The organism is Bacteroides sp. AM41-16 (assembly GCF_003603495.1).
Lineage (GTDB): Bacteria > Bacteroidota > Bacteroidia > Bacteroidales > Bacteroidaceae > Bacteroides > Bacteroides uniformis.
Map to the genome: position 1 here is coordinate 22,166 of NZ_QTNE01000028.1, position 18,823 is coordinate 40,988.

At 44.9% G+C, this 18,823-nt stretch carries 15 protein-coding genes; 9 read left to right on the plus strand and 6 right to left on the minus strand.

Translation table 11 applies throughout. The features are described from left to right. Positions 1–144: 144 nt before the first annotated feature. Complete coding sequence (locus tag DW896_RS19475; RefSeq protein ID WP_369739474.1) at positions 145–1,458, minus strand: porin family protein; 1,314 nt, start codon at positions 1,456–1,458, stop codon at positions 145–147. A gap of 12 nt (positions 1,459–1,470) precedes the next feature. Then, positions 1,471–2,019: an RNA polymerase sigma factor gene (locus tag DW896_RS19480; RefSeq protein WP_009038170.1), complete on the minus strand. Its 549-nt coding sequence runs from the start codon at positions 2,017–2,019 to the stop codon at positions 1,471–1,473. Between the two features lie 181 nt (positions 2,020–2,200). Between DW896_RS19480 and DW896_RS19485 the strand changes: the two genes are divergently transcribed. After that, a complete protein-coding gene (locus tag DW896_RS19485; protein ID WP_005832500.1) occupies positions 2,201–2,905 on the plus strand; it encodes a NigD-like protein in 705 nt (234 codons plus the stop codon). Between the two features lie 180 nt (positions 2,906–3,085). Then, positions 3,086–6,199, plus strand: coding sequence for an ATP-binding protein (locus DW896_RS19490; RefSeq protein ID WP_009038169.1), 3,114 nt, complete (start codon positions 3,086–3,088; stop codon positions 6,197–6,199). Between the two features lie 79 nt (positions 6,200–6,278). Here the strand turns inward: DW896_RS19490 and DW896_RS19495 are convergent, their stop codons facing one another. The 3 genes from DW896_RS19495 to DW896_RS19500 form a co-directional block, all read right to left on the minus strand. Next, entirely contained in the window at positions 6,279–6,833 is a 555-nt protein-coding gene (locus tag DW896_RS19495) for a hypothetical protein (RefSeq protein WP_117969056.1), read from the minus strand. Positions 6,834–7,107: 274 nt separating this feature from the next. Beyond that, the gene (locus tag DW896_RS21560; RefSeq protein ID WP_165852979.1) at positions 7,108–7,266 is read right to left on the minus strand and encodes a hypothetical protein; all 159 of its coding nucleotides are present in this window, start codon (positions 7,264–7,266) and stop codon (positions 7,108–7,110) included. After that, the gene (locus tag DW896_RS19500; protein WP_117713590.1) at positions 7,259–8,173 is read right to left on the minus strand and encodes an IS1595 family transposase; all 915 of its coding nucleotides are present in this window, start codon (positions 8,171–8,173) and stop codon (positions 7,259–7,261) included. Before DW896_RS19500 ends, DW896_RS21560 begins: the two co-directional genes overlap by 8 nt. 214 nt (positions 8,174–8,387) lie before the next feature. Here DW896_RS19500 and DW896_RS19505 point away from each other — a divergent pair, with 214 nt between their 5' ends. Beyond that, complete coding sequence (locus tag DW896_RS19505; protein ID WP_117713543.1) at positions 8,388–8,783, plus strand: hypothetical protein; 396 nt, start codon at positions 8,388–8,390, stop codon at positions 8,781–8,783. A 243-nt stretch (positions 8,784–9,026) separates the two neighbouring features. On the opposite strand, the gene DW896_RS19510 is transcribed toward DW896_RS19505, so the two are convergent. Continuing rightward, the gene (locus tag DW896_RS19510) at positions 9,027–11,564 is read right to left on the minus strand and encodes a glycoside hydrolase family 2 protein (RefSeq protein ID WP_009038168.1); all 2,538 of its coding nucleotides are present in this window, start codon (positions 11,562–11,564) and stop codon (positions 9,027–9,029) included. 617 nt (positions 11,565–12,181) lie between these two features. Between DW896_RS19510 and DW896_RS19515 the strand changes: the two genes are divergently transcribed. The 6 genes from DW896_RS19515 (at position 12,182) to DW896_RS19540 (ending at position 18,644) form a co-directional block, all read left to right on the plus strand. Next, the gene (locus DW896_RS19515) at positions 12,182–13,465 is read left to right on the plus strand and encodes a site-specific integrase (RefSeq protein ID WP_117707019.1); all 1,284 of its coding nucleotides are present in this window, start codon (positions 12,182–12,184) and stop codon (positions 13,463–13,465) included. A 69-nt stretch (positions 13,466–13,534) separates the two neighbouring features. Then, positions 13,535–14,830 carry a YhcG family protein gene (locus DW896_RS19520; RefSeq protein ID WP_117706965.1) on the plus strand — a complete coding sequence of 432 codons (1,296 nt, stop codon included), beginning with the start codon at positions 13,535–13,537 and terminating at the stop codon, positions 14,828–14,830. 7 nt (positions 14,831–14,837) lie between these two features. Continuing rightward, positions 14,838–15,857 (plus strand): hypothetical protein, encoded by a 1,020-nt coding sequence (locus DW896_RS19525; RefSeq protein WP_117706964.1) that lies wholly within the window; start codon positions 14,838–14,840, stop codon positions 15,855–15,857. 223 nt (positions 15,858–16,080) lie between these two features. Next, positions 16,081–16,389: a DUF3853 family protein gene (locus DW896_RS19530; protein WP_008145895.1), complete on the plus strand. Its 309-nt coding sequence runs from the start codon at positions 16,081–16,083 to the stop codon at positions 16,387–16,389. Between the two features lie 14 nt (positions 16,390–16,403). Further along, on the plus strand, positions 16,404–17,480 hold the full coding sequence (locus tag DW896_RS19535) for an AAA family ATPase (RefSeq protein WP_117706963.1): 1,077 nt from the start codon (positions 16,404–16,406) through the stop codon (positions 17,478–17,480). A gap of 207 nt (positions 17,481–17,687) precedes the next feature. Beyond that, positions 17,688–18,644 (plus strand): toprim domain-containing protein, encoded by a 957-nt coding sequence (locus tag DW896_RS19540; protein ID WP_117706962.1) that lies wholly within the window; start codon positions 17,688–17,690, stop codon positions 18,642–18,644. The last annotated feature ends 179 nt before the right edge of the window (positions 18,645–18,823 follow it).

The following is an 18,823-nucleotide window of genomic DNA, read 5'->3' on the forward strand; positions in this document are numbered from 1 at the left end:
CCGGGCATGTCCCGACCTACTTTCTTTCTTCTCAATCAATAAAAAACCGTGTCCCTTCATCCACCAACGAAGAAACACGGCCGAAAGTTATTAAGAAAATTCTGAATCTACAAGAAAGTGGACAAAAACATGTCTGTCCTGCTATCAATAAGTAAGACGTATACCGGCCTGCAACGTAAAGTTACACGGGTTCTCCTTGCGTATAGTCTGTATCGACGAACCGTCATCAAAGAAATAAGATACTCCCGGTTCCACATACAGGCCCACCCTATTGCTTATGTTATACTGGGCACCGACAGCACCCATGACAGAAAGCTGTACCGGTTTCACAGTCTCACTCTCAGTACCAATCTTGCCATACACACATTTTTCAATGGCACCCCCCGCCGAAACGTACATCGTAAAGTTCTTTGCATCCACAAAGTTCCAGTTGGCCCGTACCGGAATGCCAATATAATGCAGCTTCTGGCTTATCTTTTCCGAGCTGCCCTCATACCTTACGTCAGAAGCAAGATAGGTATACGTCAGCCCGCTTTCCACAGAGAAACCCTTCGCCAAGTTTTTCCGCACCGAAACACCGAAACTGAGCGGTTGTTTATGGTCTATATCCGCAATTTTCTTTTCGCGTCTTTGCAGATAGGGCATACCATCCTTAAAAACCAGTTCCTGCCCGTCGGGAATAGTAACAATGCCATTGGCCGTAGAGGATAAATCTACGTTACCGCCATAAATAGGACTTCCAGGCATGTAGTCCGACATCACATTCGCTTCCCCTTCATTCGCCAATGAAAAACCTCCCGTATTTCCTACGGACAAGCCAACCGCCCATCCTTTAGCATCCCTACCAGAACTGTTTTTTTCCGGAAGATGCAGTTTGTCCCGGCCTGACGGACGATAGCGGTCTTCCCTTGTCTCCGGTTCCTCGGTCTGCATTGTAGTTTCATGGTCCGTATCTTCCACTACCGGTTCTTCCGCCTGCTGTCCAATACCGACAACCTCATCTGCAGTTTCAACCGGCAGCATTTCCTCCTGCTGTTCTTCGCCAACCGATATTCTGATATGTTGTGCAACCAAAGGGTGACTTGCCTCCTTATTGGGCGCCGATGCATTTCCATGTGCCCGATAAGCAGGCTCTATGGAATTAGTCCGTATGGCAGGTACTGTCTGTTCCGGCAAGACGTCCGGAGCCACAGCCAAAGCGGGCACTGACGTATGCCGCATTTCATTCCCTACCGGACTCTGCAACAGCCACAGACTGACGGACGAAACCGCCACCAGCAACACAGCTGCCGCGGCCACCGCCCAGCGACGGAAAGGTATCATCCTATGCGGTCCGGTTATCGGAGCTCCGGAAACGGACAATTCCTTCTCCAACCGCTCCCATCCGGCAACCGGCAGCGGTTCGGAATAGTCTTCCAGCTTGTCCTTTATCTTTTTCAACCACAATTCATCTTCCATACGTTCCTTCATTTAATCATTTCTTTTCATCCACTCACGTACTTTTGCCGCTAAAGTCGCTTTAGCACGCGTCAACTGCGAGGCAGAGGATTTTTCATTAATTCCCAATAGTCGAGCAATCTCCTTATGGGATTTCTCTTCAAAAATATATAAGTTGAATACGGTACGATAGCCGGCAGGCAATTCACTGATAAACTGCATCAGTACCTTTTGAGGAATGACATCTATTGACGAACCTTCCGGTTCCTCATAAGCTTCGGGTGCATTCTCCAAGGCCGATGACTGATTCATCACATCATTTTTCCGCAAATACTGCAACACCGTATTCACCATTACGCGTTCCATCCATGCCCGCAGAGAACCCTCTCCCCGCCAAGTGAACTTATCGAAAGAATCAAAAAGTTTCAGAAAACCGTCATGCATCAGGTCTTGGGCAGTCTCCTGGTCACCTGCATAACGGAGGCATACGCTGAGCATGCGTCCCGCATAGCGCTCATACAGTTCTTTGCGGGCAAGATTGTCTCCTTGCCTACAGCGTTCTGCCAATTCCTGTTCTTCCATTCTCTCTTTTAACACGTGTTTACCCTATAAATGCAATCGGCGCAAAAATACTGCATCAGGCAGAGAAGAAAATCATACTTTCATTTCTTTAACAGTATACTACGCAGTATTTAGCTTTTCACCGCATTTTTTGAATACAAAAATAAGTTTTAAACAGAAAAAGAGCTAAAACCTACCACTTATGAAGAAACTGAGAATGACATTGGCAGCATCCATGCTTTTATTCCTGACTGCCATTGTATTGCAATCATGCCTGGACGATTGGGATGACAAATATGACACTTTGTTCGCCGTAGGTACGGTAAAGGTCATCGAAGGAAAAGACTACTATTTCTCACTGGACGAAGGCAGTAAACTATATCCCAGTGACACAACCTATGTTCACGACTATGCCGTAATAGACGGCCAGAGGGCTTTCATCTACTTCCGCGAACTGGAAGAGAAACTTCCAGGCTACGAATATAATGCCCAAATAAAGCACATCGAAAACATTCTGACCAAAGACATCTACTCCATGCCTGCCGAAAAGGCAGACAGTATCGGAGACGACAACATCAACGCCACGGATTTATGGATTACGGGCGAGTATCTGAACATCAAATATCAATTCTACCACAGCAACAACGAAGATAAGAAGCACATGCTGAACCTGGTCATCAATGAAGCATCCACCGGCGAAAACGACAAACCGGATTACGTCAATCTCGAATTCCGCCACAATGCCTACAATGACAGCCAGCTCACGCTGGGCACCGGACTGGCCTCCTTCAAGCTGGACAATATAGCGGAACAACTGAAAGAGAAAAAAGGGCTGAACATCCGTGTCAAAAGTCTATATGACGGTGAACGGTTCATGACCATAGACATTAAAAAAGAAAACAACTAAATCTCCTGAAAACACATCTTTCAACATCTCAATGAGAAGCGGAGTGACATTTCAATATGTTGCTCCGCTTTATTTTTCCATATCCCGCTTAAATTCATCTTTTTCTTTGTCTATCCACCGGGAAACCCCTACATTTGTAAGAATTTTCACAATAGCAAACATTAAAACGGTCCAAAGGATATGAAATACATACTGGGAACAGTAATTGCAATACTCTGCTCGTTCACCTGCACAGACACCCTATATGGAAAATCTCCCGCAACAGACGTCGACGATATTCTGATAATCAACACTTATACAGAAGCCAATCCCTGGAGTAATGATTTCATCACCTCCATTGTGAACATGGCATCACAGAACAGCCACATCGGAGTATACACCGCACACATGAAAATGCTGACACTTGACGAGGAAAATAAACTGAAGACATTCAAAGAGAGCTTGTTCAAGAGTTACAAGAACCCTAAACTTATCGTGCTTATCGGATGCGGAAGTTTCATCATGTGCGATGAACTGAACCGGCAGTGGCCCGATATCCCCATGATATTATGTGGTGAGAGGGATTATACCGGTCCTAAGGAAACAATGATACGCGAGCACGCCCTGCCCCGCACAGAGCGTATTCCCATCAGTGACCTACAGAAGAAGTACAATCTGACCTTAATGCAATCCAGTGTATACCTGAACGAGAACCTGCAACTCATGAAGCAACTCATCCCCAAAATGGATAAGGTCATGTATATAGGGGATGAAACATACATCTGCCAGCAGAACGACTATGACTTGTCCGAGATTATCCGTGAAAAGTATCCGGAGTTGGATTACCAGTTCCTTAGTGCGAAGGACATCCGAACGGACAGCCTTTTCAATATACTGAACCACGTGAATCCCCATACTACCGGAGTCATCTTTTCATCCTGGCTGTACAAGAGCTCTCCCCATGACAATATCATGAGGAGTAATTCCCACCGGGTCATCTCTACCGCCCCCATCCCTTTGTTTTCGCTAAGGGCCATCGGTATTGAAGAAGAAGGGGGGATTGTAGGCGGCTACATTTACAACAAAGAGAAATATAATGCCCGGCTACTGGAAACCATCCACAAGATATTGGATGGTACCCCGGCACGCAACATCCCGTTATACTATCCCGACGACGGAGCCCCCGTATTCAACTATAAATCCCTTCTGCAGCGTGACCTGAATCCGAAGCTATGCCCCAAGGGTACCATATTCTACAACATGCCTCCCACCTTCTGGGAGAAGTACGAATATGTCATTATCAGTATCACTGCCGCAATCATAACTCTGCTGTTCTTTTTCCAATATCTCCGCCTACAGTCACTGAGTAGAATCAAAAGATTACAGCAGCAACAACTGGACAGCAATCTCAAATACCGAAATCTGATAAACAACATGCCCATCCTATACATGTATGAGAAACTTATAAAAGATGAAAAAGGGCGCATTACTGACACCTTATATATAGATGTCAACAATTTCTTCGAAGACAGATTTATCATGCGCAAAGAGGCTGTCGGCAAGCGGGGAAGCGAATTATTTCCCGAATCCATGAACGAGTTCCTCCATTTCATGAATATCGCATTGAAGGAGAAACGTTCCGTAACTTTCCCCTATTATTACAAGAAGATAGACACTTTCTACGACATTGTAGTCAAGGCAAGCGACAATGGCGAATACATGCACGTCTTCTGCGTTGACAGCACCGAGTTGCACCACACCCAAATACAGTTGAGGTCGACAAACCGGAAACTTTCCATGGCACTCGACGTTGCCAACATCGTACCATGGAAATGGAACCTCCGGACACACACCATACTCTGCGATGTCAACAAGCCGATAGAGCTCAGCAATAATGCCGGTATCATGGACGATGAACAGCTGTCCGTACCCGACAGCCAGTATTTCTCCAAAATACACAAGGAAGACCTGGAAAAAGTGAAACAAGCCTATACAGACCTGATTGAGGGACGTATCCAGAAAGTCAAGGAGGAATACCGCGTCATCAATCATGCCGACGGACACAAACACTTCGACTGGGTGGAGGCCCAGGCCGCCGTAGAAACCTACGACGAGAACAATAAGCCGCTGACCCTGGTGGGCTCTTCGCTGGTTATCACCGAACGGAAAAAGATGGAGACGGAACTGGTTTCCGCCAAGAACCGTGCGGAAGAGTCGAATAAACTGAAATCCGCATTCCTCGCCAACATGAGCCATGAAATCCGTACGCCGCTCAATGCCATTGTGGGATTCTCCGGAATATTGGCTTCCACCGAAGAGGAGGAAGAAAAACAAGAATACGTCAGCATCATTGAGAACAACAATACTTTGCTGCTGCAACTCATCAGTGACATTCTGGACTTGTCAAAGATAGAAGCAGGCACAATGGAATTCATTGATACGGATTTTGAATTGAACAAAGTGATGAGAGAGCTGGAAAGTTTGCTCTGCCTGAAGCTATCGCCCGAAAAGAATGTCACCCTCTCCTTTGAGCCCGGACTGCCCGAATGCCACATTCATTCCGAGCGTAACCGCTTGTCTCAACTCGTCATCAATCTGGTGACCAATGCCATCAAGTTTACCCAAGAAGGCAGTATCCGTTTTGGCTACAAGCTGCAAGACGACAAGATGCTTTATTTCTACGTATCCGATACGGGATGCGGTATCCCCGAAGACAAACAAGAGAGCATATTCGGCCGCTTTGTCAAGCTCAACAATTTTGCCCAAGGCACCGGACTGGGATTATCCATCTGCCAGATGTTGGTACAGCACATGGGAGGCAATATCGGACTGACTTCCAAGCCCGGCGAAGGCTCTACCTTCTGGTTCACCCTCCCCTATGTGCCGACAAGCCGCATCTGGCAGGCAGAAAGCAAGACCGAACCTATAAAAGTAAAAAAGCAGAAAATCACCGTCTTGGTTGCCGAAGACCATGACAGCAACTTCCGGTTGATTGAGTCCATCCTACGAAAAGACTACAATCTGATACATGCATGGAATGGGCAGGAAGCCGTGAGTATGTTCAGGGAATACGACCCGCAGCTTATTTTGATGGACATCAACATGCCGGTGATGAATGGTTACGAAGCGACCAGGGAAATACGCAAATACTCTACACAAGTCCCCATCATAGCCGTCACCGCATTTGCCTATGCTTCTGATGAACAGCAGGTCATGGAAAACGGCTTCGACGCATATATGGCTAAACCTATCAATGCCAATCAGCTGAGGACACAAATATCAGCTATACTGAAGCAGCATATTATCTTTATGTAAAAAACATCGGCAGTTATATACCACCCGACCCTAAGCCGGGTGGGTATAACTTATGTTTATAATTAGACTATTATGTAAATCATATATTATACTTTTTTTCGTTGTAGTCAATGACTTTCTTCAAAACGCTTGTGACTTCTTCCATATAATCTTCAAACATGGTATGAATTTTAATATCTGGCTTATCAAATCCTCGCATTGTTATACGAATGGTATAACCGTCCACTTTTTCTATAGTATTCTTTTTTGCTGTAGTCGCTCCTGCTAATGCTCCTACACCGCCAAGAAGGACACCACCGACTATCCCACGACCGATTATACTACCAGTTGATGTACTGGATTTATAAGATTTTTTCTCATTGACAGAAAAGTCTATAATATCAGAAAATGCGTGTACACATTCATTGATTACTATCTTCTCCGAATTAGAGAAAACCAGTATGGTGTCTTTGGTGTTTGGACGCCATGTGTTACGTATTTCAAGCGAAGGAGAGCCATATTCACTTTCAAACTGTTTTTTAAATAACTCATGTTCATCTATTACATTTTGATTTTGACCCCATCCTTGAACGATACTTATAACAACTACAATTATTGTAATCATCACAATAAATACTAATGTGTTTTCCTCCATTCTCTTATTCTTATTGGTTAATACTCAACTTCATATCATTGGGCAATAACCTAACGTAAGAGTATGAAAAGCGCAGACTATTGCCATACGCCTTCTTGGTTCACCACAAACCACAATACATTATGGGGAAGTCTGCGCCTAAATAGGTACAACTCACCCAATATGTATTGGTTCATAGCTCGTTATATTCCGAGGTGGTGATTCAGAAGGCGATTGAGCTATAATTTCATAAGAAGCATTAACTACTTAATTAATGCAATACAAAATTACTCCTTTATTTGGAACTTTCCAAATATCTCATATCTTTATCATGCTCTTTTTTATCGTCTTTTTGAGGTACGCTCATTTTCATAAGGAGTGTATTAAACTCCTTCTCTGAGGCTGTGACTTCTGCCTCCTTAATTGTTTCCTTTTCTTTTTTCTTTTTAGCCATGATAGTTTATAAATGTTAGACAAAAGTAATTAAATCTCTCAATATCACTAATGTTTCGGGTATTAAATCTGAAAACATATTCGTCAATATATCGCTGGAGGTGCTTTTTACTAACTGAGTAATATGTTCCGATTATCATTCTTTTGAAGTGCGACCAAGCATTTTCAATGCCATTTGTACTTACTTGTATGACTTCTCCCTTATCTGTTGTGTAGGTAGAGCCATAGTAATGTTTCTCATGGTCTACTGACCTTTGAATGTAATCACTGGTTATTCCTCCATAGTCCCAGCCGTCAGTATATATAACGCTGCCAGATTTAACATATCCTTTTATCAGAGGGAGTAGTGTCCTTACTTTGGTATCGGGCACTACCTTTGCTACTAAATGACCGTTTCTTTCCAGCATTCCAAATACCGGAACTTTATCCTTGAAAGAACGACCTTGACATTTCTCAACTTTCTTATCCTTATGCCGATTCTTATTCTTGCCCCCAACAAAGGTTTCGTCAATCTCAACTTCTCCTTTCAATTTATGTTCATTTTCAACTCCCATTGTTTCCCTAATCTTTTGAAGCATTTTCCATGCTGATTTCTGAGTAATATCCAAATCTCTCGCTAACTGACAAGAAGAAACGCCACGTTTGTGCGATAGAAACAAGAACATTGCATAGAACCAATATCGTAGTGGTAACTTTGTGTTAGCAAATTTAGTTCCCGTTTTCACGTCAAAGTATCTACCAGTATTCTTGCATTTATACTTCCCATTGCGACACTTGTAAACTTTAGATGAAGGGTCAAACGGAGAAACCGGATTTCCACCCCATCTTTTGTCCTCATAGTATCTAATGCAACTCTCCTCGTCAGGAAATAACTTAGAGAATATTAATTGTTTATCTGTCTTTTTCATAGTCATACTATTAAATAAAGTACAATACAATCAATAAGTTCGTAACTATCCAAGAGAATGAAGCAATACTTATTAACATCTGCATTTCGCTTCATAAGACCAATCAATATGTAAAAGAACACTCATGCTTTTAAACATTATCTTTTAACAACTATATCATTTGGAGTTTAGAAGTTTTAATCATACTTTTGTAAAATCAAAACACATATAAACTATGATAACTCCCGAATTAAAAGATAAAGTATTGAACAATCTGCTTAGTCATAATGATGTAACTTATACTTTTAACATTATACAATTAGCCAATGAGCTAAATTGCTCCAGTGATACAATAAGAGCTATTTTAGACTATTTTAATCGTTTAAATCTTATAAGTGCTACAAATTATACTATTGGGGGAGATGTTATAATTTCTCTCAACGTAGAAGCAAGCGATATGGCTCTCCGAGGAGGGTTTGTAGCCCAAGAGGAGCTTATAAAAAAGAATTTTGAAAAGCTTTTGCTTGAACTTGATTCTTTGAAATCTAAGTTTCCTAAAAATATTGAAACTATTACCAGTATTATTGGGAATATCAGTAATGCTTTGCAGTTGACCCGTTGGTTTGGATAGTTCAATTTTTGCAATTATACTTTCTAATTGTTCTAAGATTGAATTGCTTCCTATTACTGATTCTTCTGATATAATTCTTTCTCCATCAATATAAAGAATTCTATATGATACTTCATTTTCTTTCATAATCGTTATTTTTATTAGTTATTACTTTTAGTTATCAGTTTTAGACAAGTGTCACTTTGTATATAAGTGCCAAAACATCCGGACGGAAGAAGCATGCCAACGTCCGGATGGCGAGTATCAGAATTCATTGTTCAGGCAAGTCAGCCTCAACGAACCGTTGAACGCTTCGGCAGACAATCGCGTCCTGACCTGCACCTGCACGCTGCCCTTCGGCTGGACATCAAAATAATTGTCGCTATACACACTTTCATTGTCGGCAACGGACAAGCATACGGCACGGGCAAACTTGTCTGCCGAAACCATCACTTCATATCCACCTTCAATGGAACGGACTTCAGTCTGCAAATCCACCTTCGGATAATCCATATCCTTCTGCTTGCCCAGATAGTAGTTGTTATGGTACACCCTGCCCGATTTGTCCGTATAGTCTACGCGGACATATACCGTTCCTCTATCTGCCCCCTCCAGCAACTTGGCAAGCGGTGCGGAAAAACAGACACGGCTGTCATTACCGGAGATGCCGACAGACTTGTCCCAGTGATGAACCACGGTTCCGTCGAACTGGCAGACCTGGAGCTGCAGCCGGCCGGAAGTATTCTCCAAGCGGTCGGACACTGCATATACTTTCAAATCATCCCCCTCCACTACCGAAGAAATCAGGATGTCATCATAGGCCTTGCGGACATAATAGTGCTGCGCCTTCCAGCGTCCGTAATAGTCACGGCTCGCCCAGGAAGCTACGGGCCAACAGTCGTTGTGCTGCCAGAAAAGCGTCCCCATATTATACGGCATCTGGCGGCGGTGCGACTCGATGGCCGTCTTGATGGCATCTCCCTGCAGCACATGGTTCATATAAAGAAATGCCCGGAAATCACGCGGTTTTTTATATTCATTCAACAGGTAAGTCTCAATCAGCCCGTTGGCATGGTCGCCACCACGCTGATGGGACATCATCACCTCGGAACGTATATCCCAGTCTTCGGGGTAAGGAGCATAGCGCTTGACGGACTCGAACTCTGGAAAAGACTGAAAACCGTACTCGCTGAAAAAGCGGGATTTCTCGCTGTCATAATCAGAAATGGGTGCTTTACCATGCCAGACACTCCAATAGTGACGGTCCCCGTCAGTAGTACCGGACATCTCTCCCTCGAATGCGAACGGAGAAGAAGGCCAATAGAAGGTTCCGGGTGCATACTCCCTGACCACCCCGGGTAAGGTGACATGATACTGCTGCCGGTACTGTGCCCAAATCTTGTCGGCATATTCCTTGTTCTGCCGTTCTATCTCGCACTTCCAGCCCCAGCCCAGCCAGGCATCCTGGCATTCATTATTTCCACACCACAAAGCAATGCAGGCATGATTGCGCAAACGTTTCACATTGTCCACCGCCTCCTGGTGGATATTATCGAGTAGGGCGCCTTCTGCCGGATACATGCTGCAGGCAAACATGAAGTCCTGCCAAATCATGATCCCATACTCATCACACAAATCATAGAAGACATCGTTCTCATAGATACCTCCACCCCAGACGCGCAACATATTCATGTTTACACCGGCGGCATCGAGAATCGTCCTTTTATAATTCTCGGGAGTGACGCGCGGCAGGAAGTTATCCGAAGGGATGTAATTGGCTCCTTTGGCAAAAACCGGACGCCCGTTCAACTCTATATAGAAAGTATGCCCGTCCTTATCCGGCTGATGCACCACCTTCAAAGAGCGTATGCCCACCCTTTCGGTTTTAGAGTCCAACAATTCCCCACCTGCAATGATATCCGTACGGAAACGATAAAGAAAAGGCTCCCCCAGTCCATTACTCCACCACAGCTTCGGCTTGTGAAGGACAAAATCAACGGTCACCCGATTGGTGCCTCGCTTCAAATCCGCTTGCCACTCGCCAAGCACTCTTCCAGTAACCTCATCCGTTATCGTGACCAACACTCCATTCATATCCTTATCGGCATCCAGCTCCACATGTCCGGCAATCACGGCCCTGCCTGCACCGACTTCCTTCTGCTCGATAAACACATCGTTGATTCTCAAATCGCTCCAAGCCCTGATATACACCGGACGCCAGATGCCGGAGGTAACCAGACGTGGGCCCCAGTCCCAGCCATAATGATAACCCGCCTTACGGGCAAAAATGCTTATCTTCTTGTTGAACAAGCCCCCGTTTTCAGACTGGTCATTGGATGCCGGATACTGGTAGGGAAGTGCATCCCATTTGGGGACGTCTATCTTTACCGGCGAATGGAAGTACACCTTCAATATATTATTCTCCTCCCTAATGTACTGCCTGACGGGGATAGACCAGCGGCGAAACATATTGTCCGCTTTCAGTATACATTCATCATTCAAATAAACGTCAGCGTAAGTATCCAGCCCCTCGAACACAAGCTCCATATTCTCTTTCCGCATCATGCCGGCAGCAAGGGTAAAGCAAGTTTCATAAACCCAGTCTTCCTTGTCAATCCATTGTAATCCCCGTTCGTTCAACCGGAAAAACGGGTCTTCAATAATCTTGTTCTGCAGTAAGTCCGTGTGGACTACTCCCGGAACTGTAGCCGGATACCAATTGGTCAGTCTCGCCTGCCGGAATTTCCAGCCTTCATGAAGGTTCTTTACCGCTGTTTTTAGTTTCATACGAGTGTGTTTCATAGTTTTCTTTGACTACTCTAAATTACGGATAGACAAAAATACGACATTCAAAGGATACTTTATAATATCTTCTTAACGAAACATGATACAATCCCGTACACACCTACCGGGTCAGCGTCGCTGCACATCTGCTGCAGTGTGACTGCAAACGTGTTGCAGCGCTACTGCATATATGCTGCAGTGACACTGCATATGTGTTGCAGCGCCACTGCAAAGCTGAATGCAGTAGCACTGCAAAAAGCATGCACTTGCTTTGCAGTGGCAATGCATTATCCCATCGCCTTATTATGAAAGGAGATGTCATCCAGCTTCATTATCTATAATTAATTTACAAAGACATAGTTTCCAAGTCTTTCAAAGCAAACGGAGTACAAGCAAAAAAGGTCTACAAATCATAGATTTGTAGACCTTTACCCGCTAGTTTTCCATCTTATTCAGAACTGTTGCGGAGAGAGGGGCTCTTGAACCTTTGCTATCTCAAAATATCACACAATTGCAAATACCTATTAATAACCAACTTATTACAATCATAATTAAATCTAAATATTATCGAATATCGCTCGCTATTTCAATTTTTGGGTGTATATTTGGGTGCGGAATTTCAAATACACCCAGTCATGAACATCAAACGAAACATCATTTTTGCACCTGAAAGCCGCAAAAAGAACGGCGTTCCAATCGTGGAGAACGTACCCATCCGTATGCGTGTCATATACGCAAGCCATCGCATCGAGTTTACAACCGGCTACCGCATTGATATAGCCAAGTGGGATGCAGACAAGCAGCGTGTAAAGAACGGATGTACCAATAAATTAAAGCAAAGCGCATCCGAAATCAATGCGGATTTGCTAAGATACTATGCCGAAATTCAAAACGTATTCAAAGAATTTGAGGTACAGGAAACCATGCCGACCACCCAACAGTTAAAAGATGCGTTCAATCTGAAAATGAAAAATAACAACGAGGAGCAGCAGGAAGATACTAAAATAAGTTTTTGGGAGATATTTGATGAGTTTGTCAAGGAATGTGGCAATCAGAACAACTGGACAGAATCCACATACGAAAAATTTGCAGCCGTAAAAAATCACCTGAAAGAGTTCAAAGAAGATGTGACTTTTGAGTATTTCGATGAGTTCGGACTAAACGAGTATGTAAACTTCCTGCGTGACAAAAAAGACATGAGAAACAGTACCATCGGCAAACAGATAGGATTTCTCAAATGGTTCCTGCGATGGAGCTTCAAAAAGGGATATAATCAAAACATTGCATACGATACATTTAAACCGAAATTGAAAACCACCTCAAAGAAGGTAATCTTTCTGACATGGGACGAATTGAATAGATTGAAAGATTATCAGATACCCAAAGACAAACAATATCTGGAACGTGTCAGGGATGTTTTCCTGTTCTGTTGTTTCACAAGTCTAAGGTATTCAGATGTCCGTAACTTGAAGCGAAGTGATGTCAAATCCGACCACATAGAAGTTACTACCGTCAAAACGGCAGACAGCCTAAACATTGAACTGAACAAATACAGCAAAGCCATACTTGAAAAATACAAGGACATTCACTTTGAGAACAACATGGCACTGCCCGTTATCAGCAATCAGAAAATGAACGATTATTTGAAAGAACTGGGGGAACTCGCAGAAATCAACGAGCCTGTACGGGAAACCTACTACAAAGGAAATGAGCGTATAGATGAAGTGACACCCAAATACGCATTGCTCAGTACCCATGCAGGAAGACGAACTTTCATCTGCAATGCCTTGGCTCTCGGCATCCCGGCACAGGTTGTAATGAAATGGACGGGACACAGCGATTATAAAGCCATGAAACCTTACATTGACATCGCAGATGACATTAAGGCAAATGCAATGAATAAATTCAACCAACTATAAAAACAATCAGCAAGTTTCATGGTATGCCTGTTATTGGGCTTATCTTTGTAACTTTCAATACATACAACAATGAGCAACAACGATAACAACATAGAGAAAAGAAGTTTCGAGGCTTTCGTCAATGCCATCGGCTCGGAAATAGAGCAGGCGCAAGTCCGGCTCATCAGTGCAGCCAATGCGCAGATGCTGTTCCACTACTGGAAGATGGGCAATTACATATTGTACCACCAGAACCGACAAGGCTGGGGCGGCAAGGTCATCAAGAGACTGGCGCAGGCGATACGGTTCAGTTATCCCGAAAAGAAAGGATATTCGGTCAGGAACTTGGCTTATATGTGCCAGTTCGCACGCTCCTATCCATTGGGCGCATTACGGAGTTTTATAGAAACCGATACGAAATTACTTACTCCAAGTGTGCAGAAAATCACGGATGAACTTCAAAGCCTGAACAATATGACATTTGCGCAAGAGCCTCTTGCGCAAATTCAATCTTCAGACAACAAGGAAGTTGCAATTGTGCAAGAACCTCTTGCACAAATTCAGGATGTAGCCCAAACAGTCGCTGCCGCTTACCAAATAGCGATTGAGGACATAGAAAAACTGTTCCTGGCATCACCTGTTGCAAGAATCAATTGGGCAAGCCATGTGATTCTGCTGAACAGTTCCCTTCCGTTGGGTGTCGATTACTGGTATATGAAGCAATCCGTGGAAATGGGTTGGAGCAGTAATACTCTTAAAACGCAGATTGAAAGCAAATTGTACGAAAGGCAAATCAACAGCCACAAGGTCAATAATTTTACCGCCACGCTTCCTGTGCCCCAAAGCGACCTTGCCAACTACCTGTTGAAAGACCCGTATATCTTTGACTTGGCGGGAGCCAAAGAACGTGCGGACGAAAGGGACATAGAGGAACAACTGGTGAAGCACGTCACCCGTTACCTGTTGGAAATGGGCAACGGATTCGCCTTTGTCGCAAGGCAGAAGCATTTCCAGATTGGCGACAGCGATTTCTATGCCGACCTAATCCTGTATAACATAAAACTCCATGCCTATGTGGTCGTGGAACTGAAAGCTACCCCGTTCAAACCGGAATACGCCGGGCAGTTGAACTTCTACATCAATGTGGTGGACGACAAACTTAGGGGAGAGAATGACAACAAGACCATCGGGCTGCTGTTGTGCAAAGGCAAGGATGAGATTGTCGCACAATATGCGCTGACCGGCTATGACCAGCCTATCGGCATCAGCGATTATCAGCTCAGCAAGGCTGTGCCGGAAAACCTGAAATCGGCACTGCCGAGCATAGAACAGGTGGAAGAAGAACTGACGATGCTTCTTGACAATGAAAAGAACAGACAAAAGTAGGACACCTATGGCAGACAATATACAGACGATGATTCCCCGATACGGGGAACTCAACAGAATATACAGGGACTATATGGACAACAGCACTTTTTCTTTTGACAGGCAAAAATTCATTTCCGATTTCTGTCAGCAGTACAATGACATGAAATCTTTTGAAGCCGCCATCCTTGAACTGGTGCTTGACAGGCAAAAAGAACAATACACCCTGATACTCAACAGCCTGAAAACTGAAATAGAAAAGAGCATACAGGCTTATGAAACACGCCCCATAAGTAACAGTGCCATAGAGCGTGTCTGCCATCAGCACATGGAAAGGTATTCCCTTGAAATTGAAGCCCAGCTGGATGTCACAAGAAGTCTGAACAAGCCGCTGAATGAAGCCAACAACAGGTATGATTCCATTGGCTACCGGGAACATACTGCCGAAGAGGAAAAACAGGCAGAAAAAGAATATGAACGCTGCAAGGCTGAATATGACAGGGAAAAAGCCAGACTGAACGAACTCTATGACCTGCAAAAGGCTGCAAGAAATGAGGCATTCCAATATATGAAGAACCGTTGTGCGGACATATACCGCCAAAGCTGTCTTTTTCTGGATATATTGAAGAAATACATTCCTGACGGGAAACGACAGGACGAGCCGGGCAAACCGGTCAGCCAGCAGGAAACAACAACGGAACGACACGAATACTTCAGCATGAAATTACTTTCGCTCATTCATGAGGTATGTGTGGGAGAACAGTTCGAAGAAATTTCCGCACCGGATTTCTATGCCAACATGAACCTGCACCCCTGCAACTGCAAGCTGAAAACCAAACCGAGAGAGAAGATACGTGTATGTTATCTGATATTCCTCATGAGCGAAAAGCTCCCCAAACAGGACAGGGACAAATGGAAAGCCGGAATACTGAAACTGCTGGATATTGATGACAGCTACTACAAGTCAAAGTACAAGGAGCCAGTTTCTGATTTCCCCAGTGACAGCAACCAGAATTTCGCCAAGGAAATGGAACATATATTCAGATAATCCGTGATATATCCTGATTCTTTACGAAAGTTCCACTTTTACCACTCAAATTAATTTTTGAGTGGTATTTTTATTTTCTGATATTCAATAAGATACAACGAAATTCGGATTATATCATCCCCATCCTTACCACCCGTATCCATATCTAATTTTGCATCGTTCGAGAACAGAAATAACAGCCAGTGCGCAGGGCTGATTGTTTAACGACTAATTAGATTGGACTATGACAAATATCCAAGAATTATTATCCAAACCCGTCTGGCAGATGACAGGCGAAGAGTTCATCATGTTAAGCAGGCACGCATCCGGTCAGCCGGAAGCGCAGCCGCAGCCCGTAACGGACACAGGCAGGAAGTATGTGTACGGAATACTCGGCATAGCCAAGCTGTTCGGGTGCAGCCTGCCTACCGCCAACCGCATAAAGAAAAGCGGAAAGATAGACAAGGCCATCACCCAGATAGGGCGCAAGATTATCGTGGACGCGGAACTTGCCCTTGAACTGGCAGGGAAGAAAACAGGCGGACGCAAGTAACGGGAGGAATCACTATGGACTATATGAAAGACATCCGGGAAATATCGGACGAACAGGCGGTAATCCTCTGGCAAGCCTCACGGCTGAGCCTGTCGGGAAAATACGAGAAAGCCCCTGAAATCCTCAGTGTGAAAGGTTCCGTTATCGGCACGTTGGGAAATTTCAGCGCATCCATCGGCAAAGCCAAAAGCAAGAAGACATTCAATGTGTCGGCTATCGTGGCGGCGGCATTGAAAAACGGTACGGTGCTCAGGTATGCGGCTGAACTTCCCGAAGCCAAACGGAAAGTGCTTTATGTGGATACGGAGCAAAGCCCCCACCACTGTCTGAATGTGATGGAGCGCATCATGCGTATGGCAGGGCTGCCCGATGACAGGGACAACGAAAACCTTGAATTCCTTGCCCTGCGGAAGTACACGCCGGAGCAGCGCATAAGGATTGTCGAACAGGCAATCTACCATACGCCAAACCTTGGTCTGGTGATAATAGACGGCATCCGTGACATGGTATATGACATCAACAGCCCCAGTGAATCGACACGCATCATATCAAAGCTGATGCAGTGGACGGACGACAGGCAGATACATATCCACACGATACTCCATCAGAACAAGGGGGATGAGAACGCAAGGGGACATATCGGCACGGAGCTGAACAACAAGGCTGAAACCGTGCTGCTCGTTGAAAAGGACAAGAGCAACGGGGACATAAGCAAGGTTTCCGCCATGCACATCCGTGCGATGGACTTCGAGCCGTTTGCCTTCCGCATCAATGACAGGGCATTGCCTGAACTGATGGAGGACTACCAGACAGAAACCAAAGCACCCGGCAGACCCCAAGGTGAAAGGTTCGATGCCTGCAAGGACATTTCCGAGCAACAGCACCGGATAGCTCTGGAAGCCGCATTCTCGTTGCAGGACGAGTATGGGTATAAGGAACTGGGCAAGGCGCTGAAAGAATCGTATGCCTTGGTGGGCATTCCGTTAAGTGACAACAAGCTGGTCAAACTCATCACAGTGTTAAAGAACAAGCGGATGATAGTGCAGGAAAACGGCAGAAAGTACAGGTACGAACCGGATTTCCACTATTAGCCCAATCCTCGCAATCACTTCACTTTATTCTCCGGGTCTATATATTAGAATAAAGCGAAGTGGTTGCAGGAGTGCATCAAACCGCTTCACTTTAAGCCGTATCCTATATATACGACAATAAAGTGAAGTGGTTATACGGCCAGTAACCTATATGAAAAGGTACTGGCGAAAAGAAAAACAAGCAATAAGCGATAAAGACAATCATTTATGGATATACAGACAGCAAAACAAATCAGGCTGGAAGAGTATCTTCACAGCTTGGGATATAGCCCGGTGAAGCGGCAGGGCATCAATCTTTGGTACAAATCGCCGTTCAGGGAAGAAACCGAAGCATCGTTCAAGGTGAATACCGAGCGGAACCAATGGTATGATTTTGCACTTGGCAAGGGCGGCAACATCATCGCACTGGCTTCGCACCTCTATGCAACGGACAGTGTGCCGTACCTTTTGAAACGCATAGAGGAACAGGCACCGCACGTGCACCCCGTTTCTTTCTCTTTTCGCAAGCAGTCCTTTACGGAGCCGAGTTTCCAACAGTTGGAAATCGTGCCGCTTTCTTCCCCTGCCCTGCTTGCCTATTTACAAGGTAGAGGAATAAATCTGGAGCTGGCAAAAAGAGAATGTAGAGAAGCCCGTTACACCCACAACGGCAAGCGTTACTTTGCCATTGCCTTCCCTAACGGTTCGGGTGGGTTTGAGGTTCGTAACCCCTATTTCAAGGGCTGCATCGCCCCCAAGGAAATCTCCCACATCAGACAGTCGGGAAAAGCAAGGACTACCTGCTATGTGTTCGAGGGTTTCATGGACTACCTTTCCTTTCTGACATTGAGACAGGAAAGCTGCCCGAATTATCCGGAATTGGACGGGCAGGACTACATTGTATTGAACTCCGTATCGAATATAAACAAGGCTCTCTATCCGCTGGGCAACTATGAGCGCATCCACTGCTTTTTCGACAACGACCATGCAGGACTGGAAGTACTCCAACAAATCCGCATGGAATACGGCAGAGACCGATACATCCGGGACGCTTCGCAGATTTATGGCGGGTGCAAAGACCTGAACGAATACTTACAGAAACAGATTGAAAGAAAAAGGCAGCTCCAGTCCGCCAAAGGGGTGCGCAGCCAATCACCGGAGAAGAAGAACGGCTTCCGGTTATAGCCCACTATAACTACACGCTCCGCTTTCGTAGTTGTGGGCTCTCCCGAGGGGATTAGGGCTTTGCCCTAATGACCCACTCAAGGCGTTTCACCCCTGAGAACCCCGAGCAAAGAGTGACCCTCTCTTTGCAATCTCCGCTTATGGGTTACCCCTAAGAAATCTCGTGCAAATGAGAGCAG

Bases quoted from the DNA above. Each gene is read 5' to 3' on its own strand.
- DW896_RS19495 (WP_117969056.1), bottom strand. From the start codon at position 6,833: ATGGAGGAAAACACATTAGTATTTATTGTGATGATTACAATAATTGTA.
- DW896_RS19535 (WP_117706963.1), top strand. From the start codon at position 16,404: ATGGACTATATGAAAGACATCCGGGAAATATCGGACGAACAGGCGGTA.
- DW896_RS19525 (WP_117706964.1), top strand. From the start codon at position 14,838: ATGGCAGACAATATACAGACGATGATTCCCCGATACGGGGAACTCAAC.
- DW896_RS19520 (WP_117706965.1), top strand. From the start codon at position 13,535: ATGAGCAACAACGATAACAACATAGAGAAAAGAAGTTTCGAGGCTTTC.
- DW896_RS19530 (WP_008145895.1), top strand. From the start codon at position 16,081: ATGACAAATATCCAAGAATTATTATCCAAACCCGTCTGGCAGATGACA.
- DW896_RS19500 (WP_117713590.1), bottom strand. From the start codon at position 8,173: ATGAAAAAGACAGATAAACAATTAATATTCTCTAAGTTATTTCCTGAC.
- DW896_RS19490 (WP_009038169.1), top strand. From the start codon at position 3,086: ATGAAATACATACTGGGAACAGTAATTGCAATACTCTGCTCGTTCACC.
- DW896_RS19510 (WP_009038168.1), bottom strand. From the start codon at position 11,564: ATGAAACACACTCGTATGAAACTAAAAACAGCGGTAAAGAACCTTCAT.
- DW896_RS19515 (WP_117707019.1), top strand. From the start codon at position 12,182: ATGAACATCAAACGAAACATCATTTTTGCACCTGAAAGCCGCAAAAAG.
- DW896_RS19475 (WP_369739474.1), bottom strand. From the start codon at position 1,458: ATGGAAGATGAATTGTGGTTGAAAAAGATAAAGGACAAGCTGGAAGAC.
- DW896_RS21560 (WP_165852979.1), bottom strand. From the start codon at position 7,266: ATGGCTAAAAAGAAAAAAGAAAAGGAAACAATTAAGGAGGCAGAAGTC.
- DW896_RS19505 (WP_117713543.1), top strand. From the start codon at position 8,388: ATGATAACTCCCGAATTAAAAGATAAAGTATTGAACAATCTGCTTAGT.
- DW896_RS19480 (WP_009038170.1), bottom strand. From the start codon at position 2,019: ATGGAAGAACAGGAATTGGCAGAACGCTGTAGGCAAGGAGACAATCTT.
- DW896_RS19485 (WP_005832500.1), top strand. From the start codon at position 2,201: ATGAAGAAACTGAGAATGACATTGGCAGCATCCATGCTTTTATTCCTG.
- DW896_RS19540 (WP_117706962.1), top strand. From the start codon at position 17,688: ATGGATATACAGACAGCAAAACAAATCAGGCTGGAAGAGTATCTTCAC.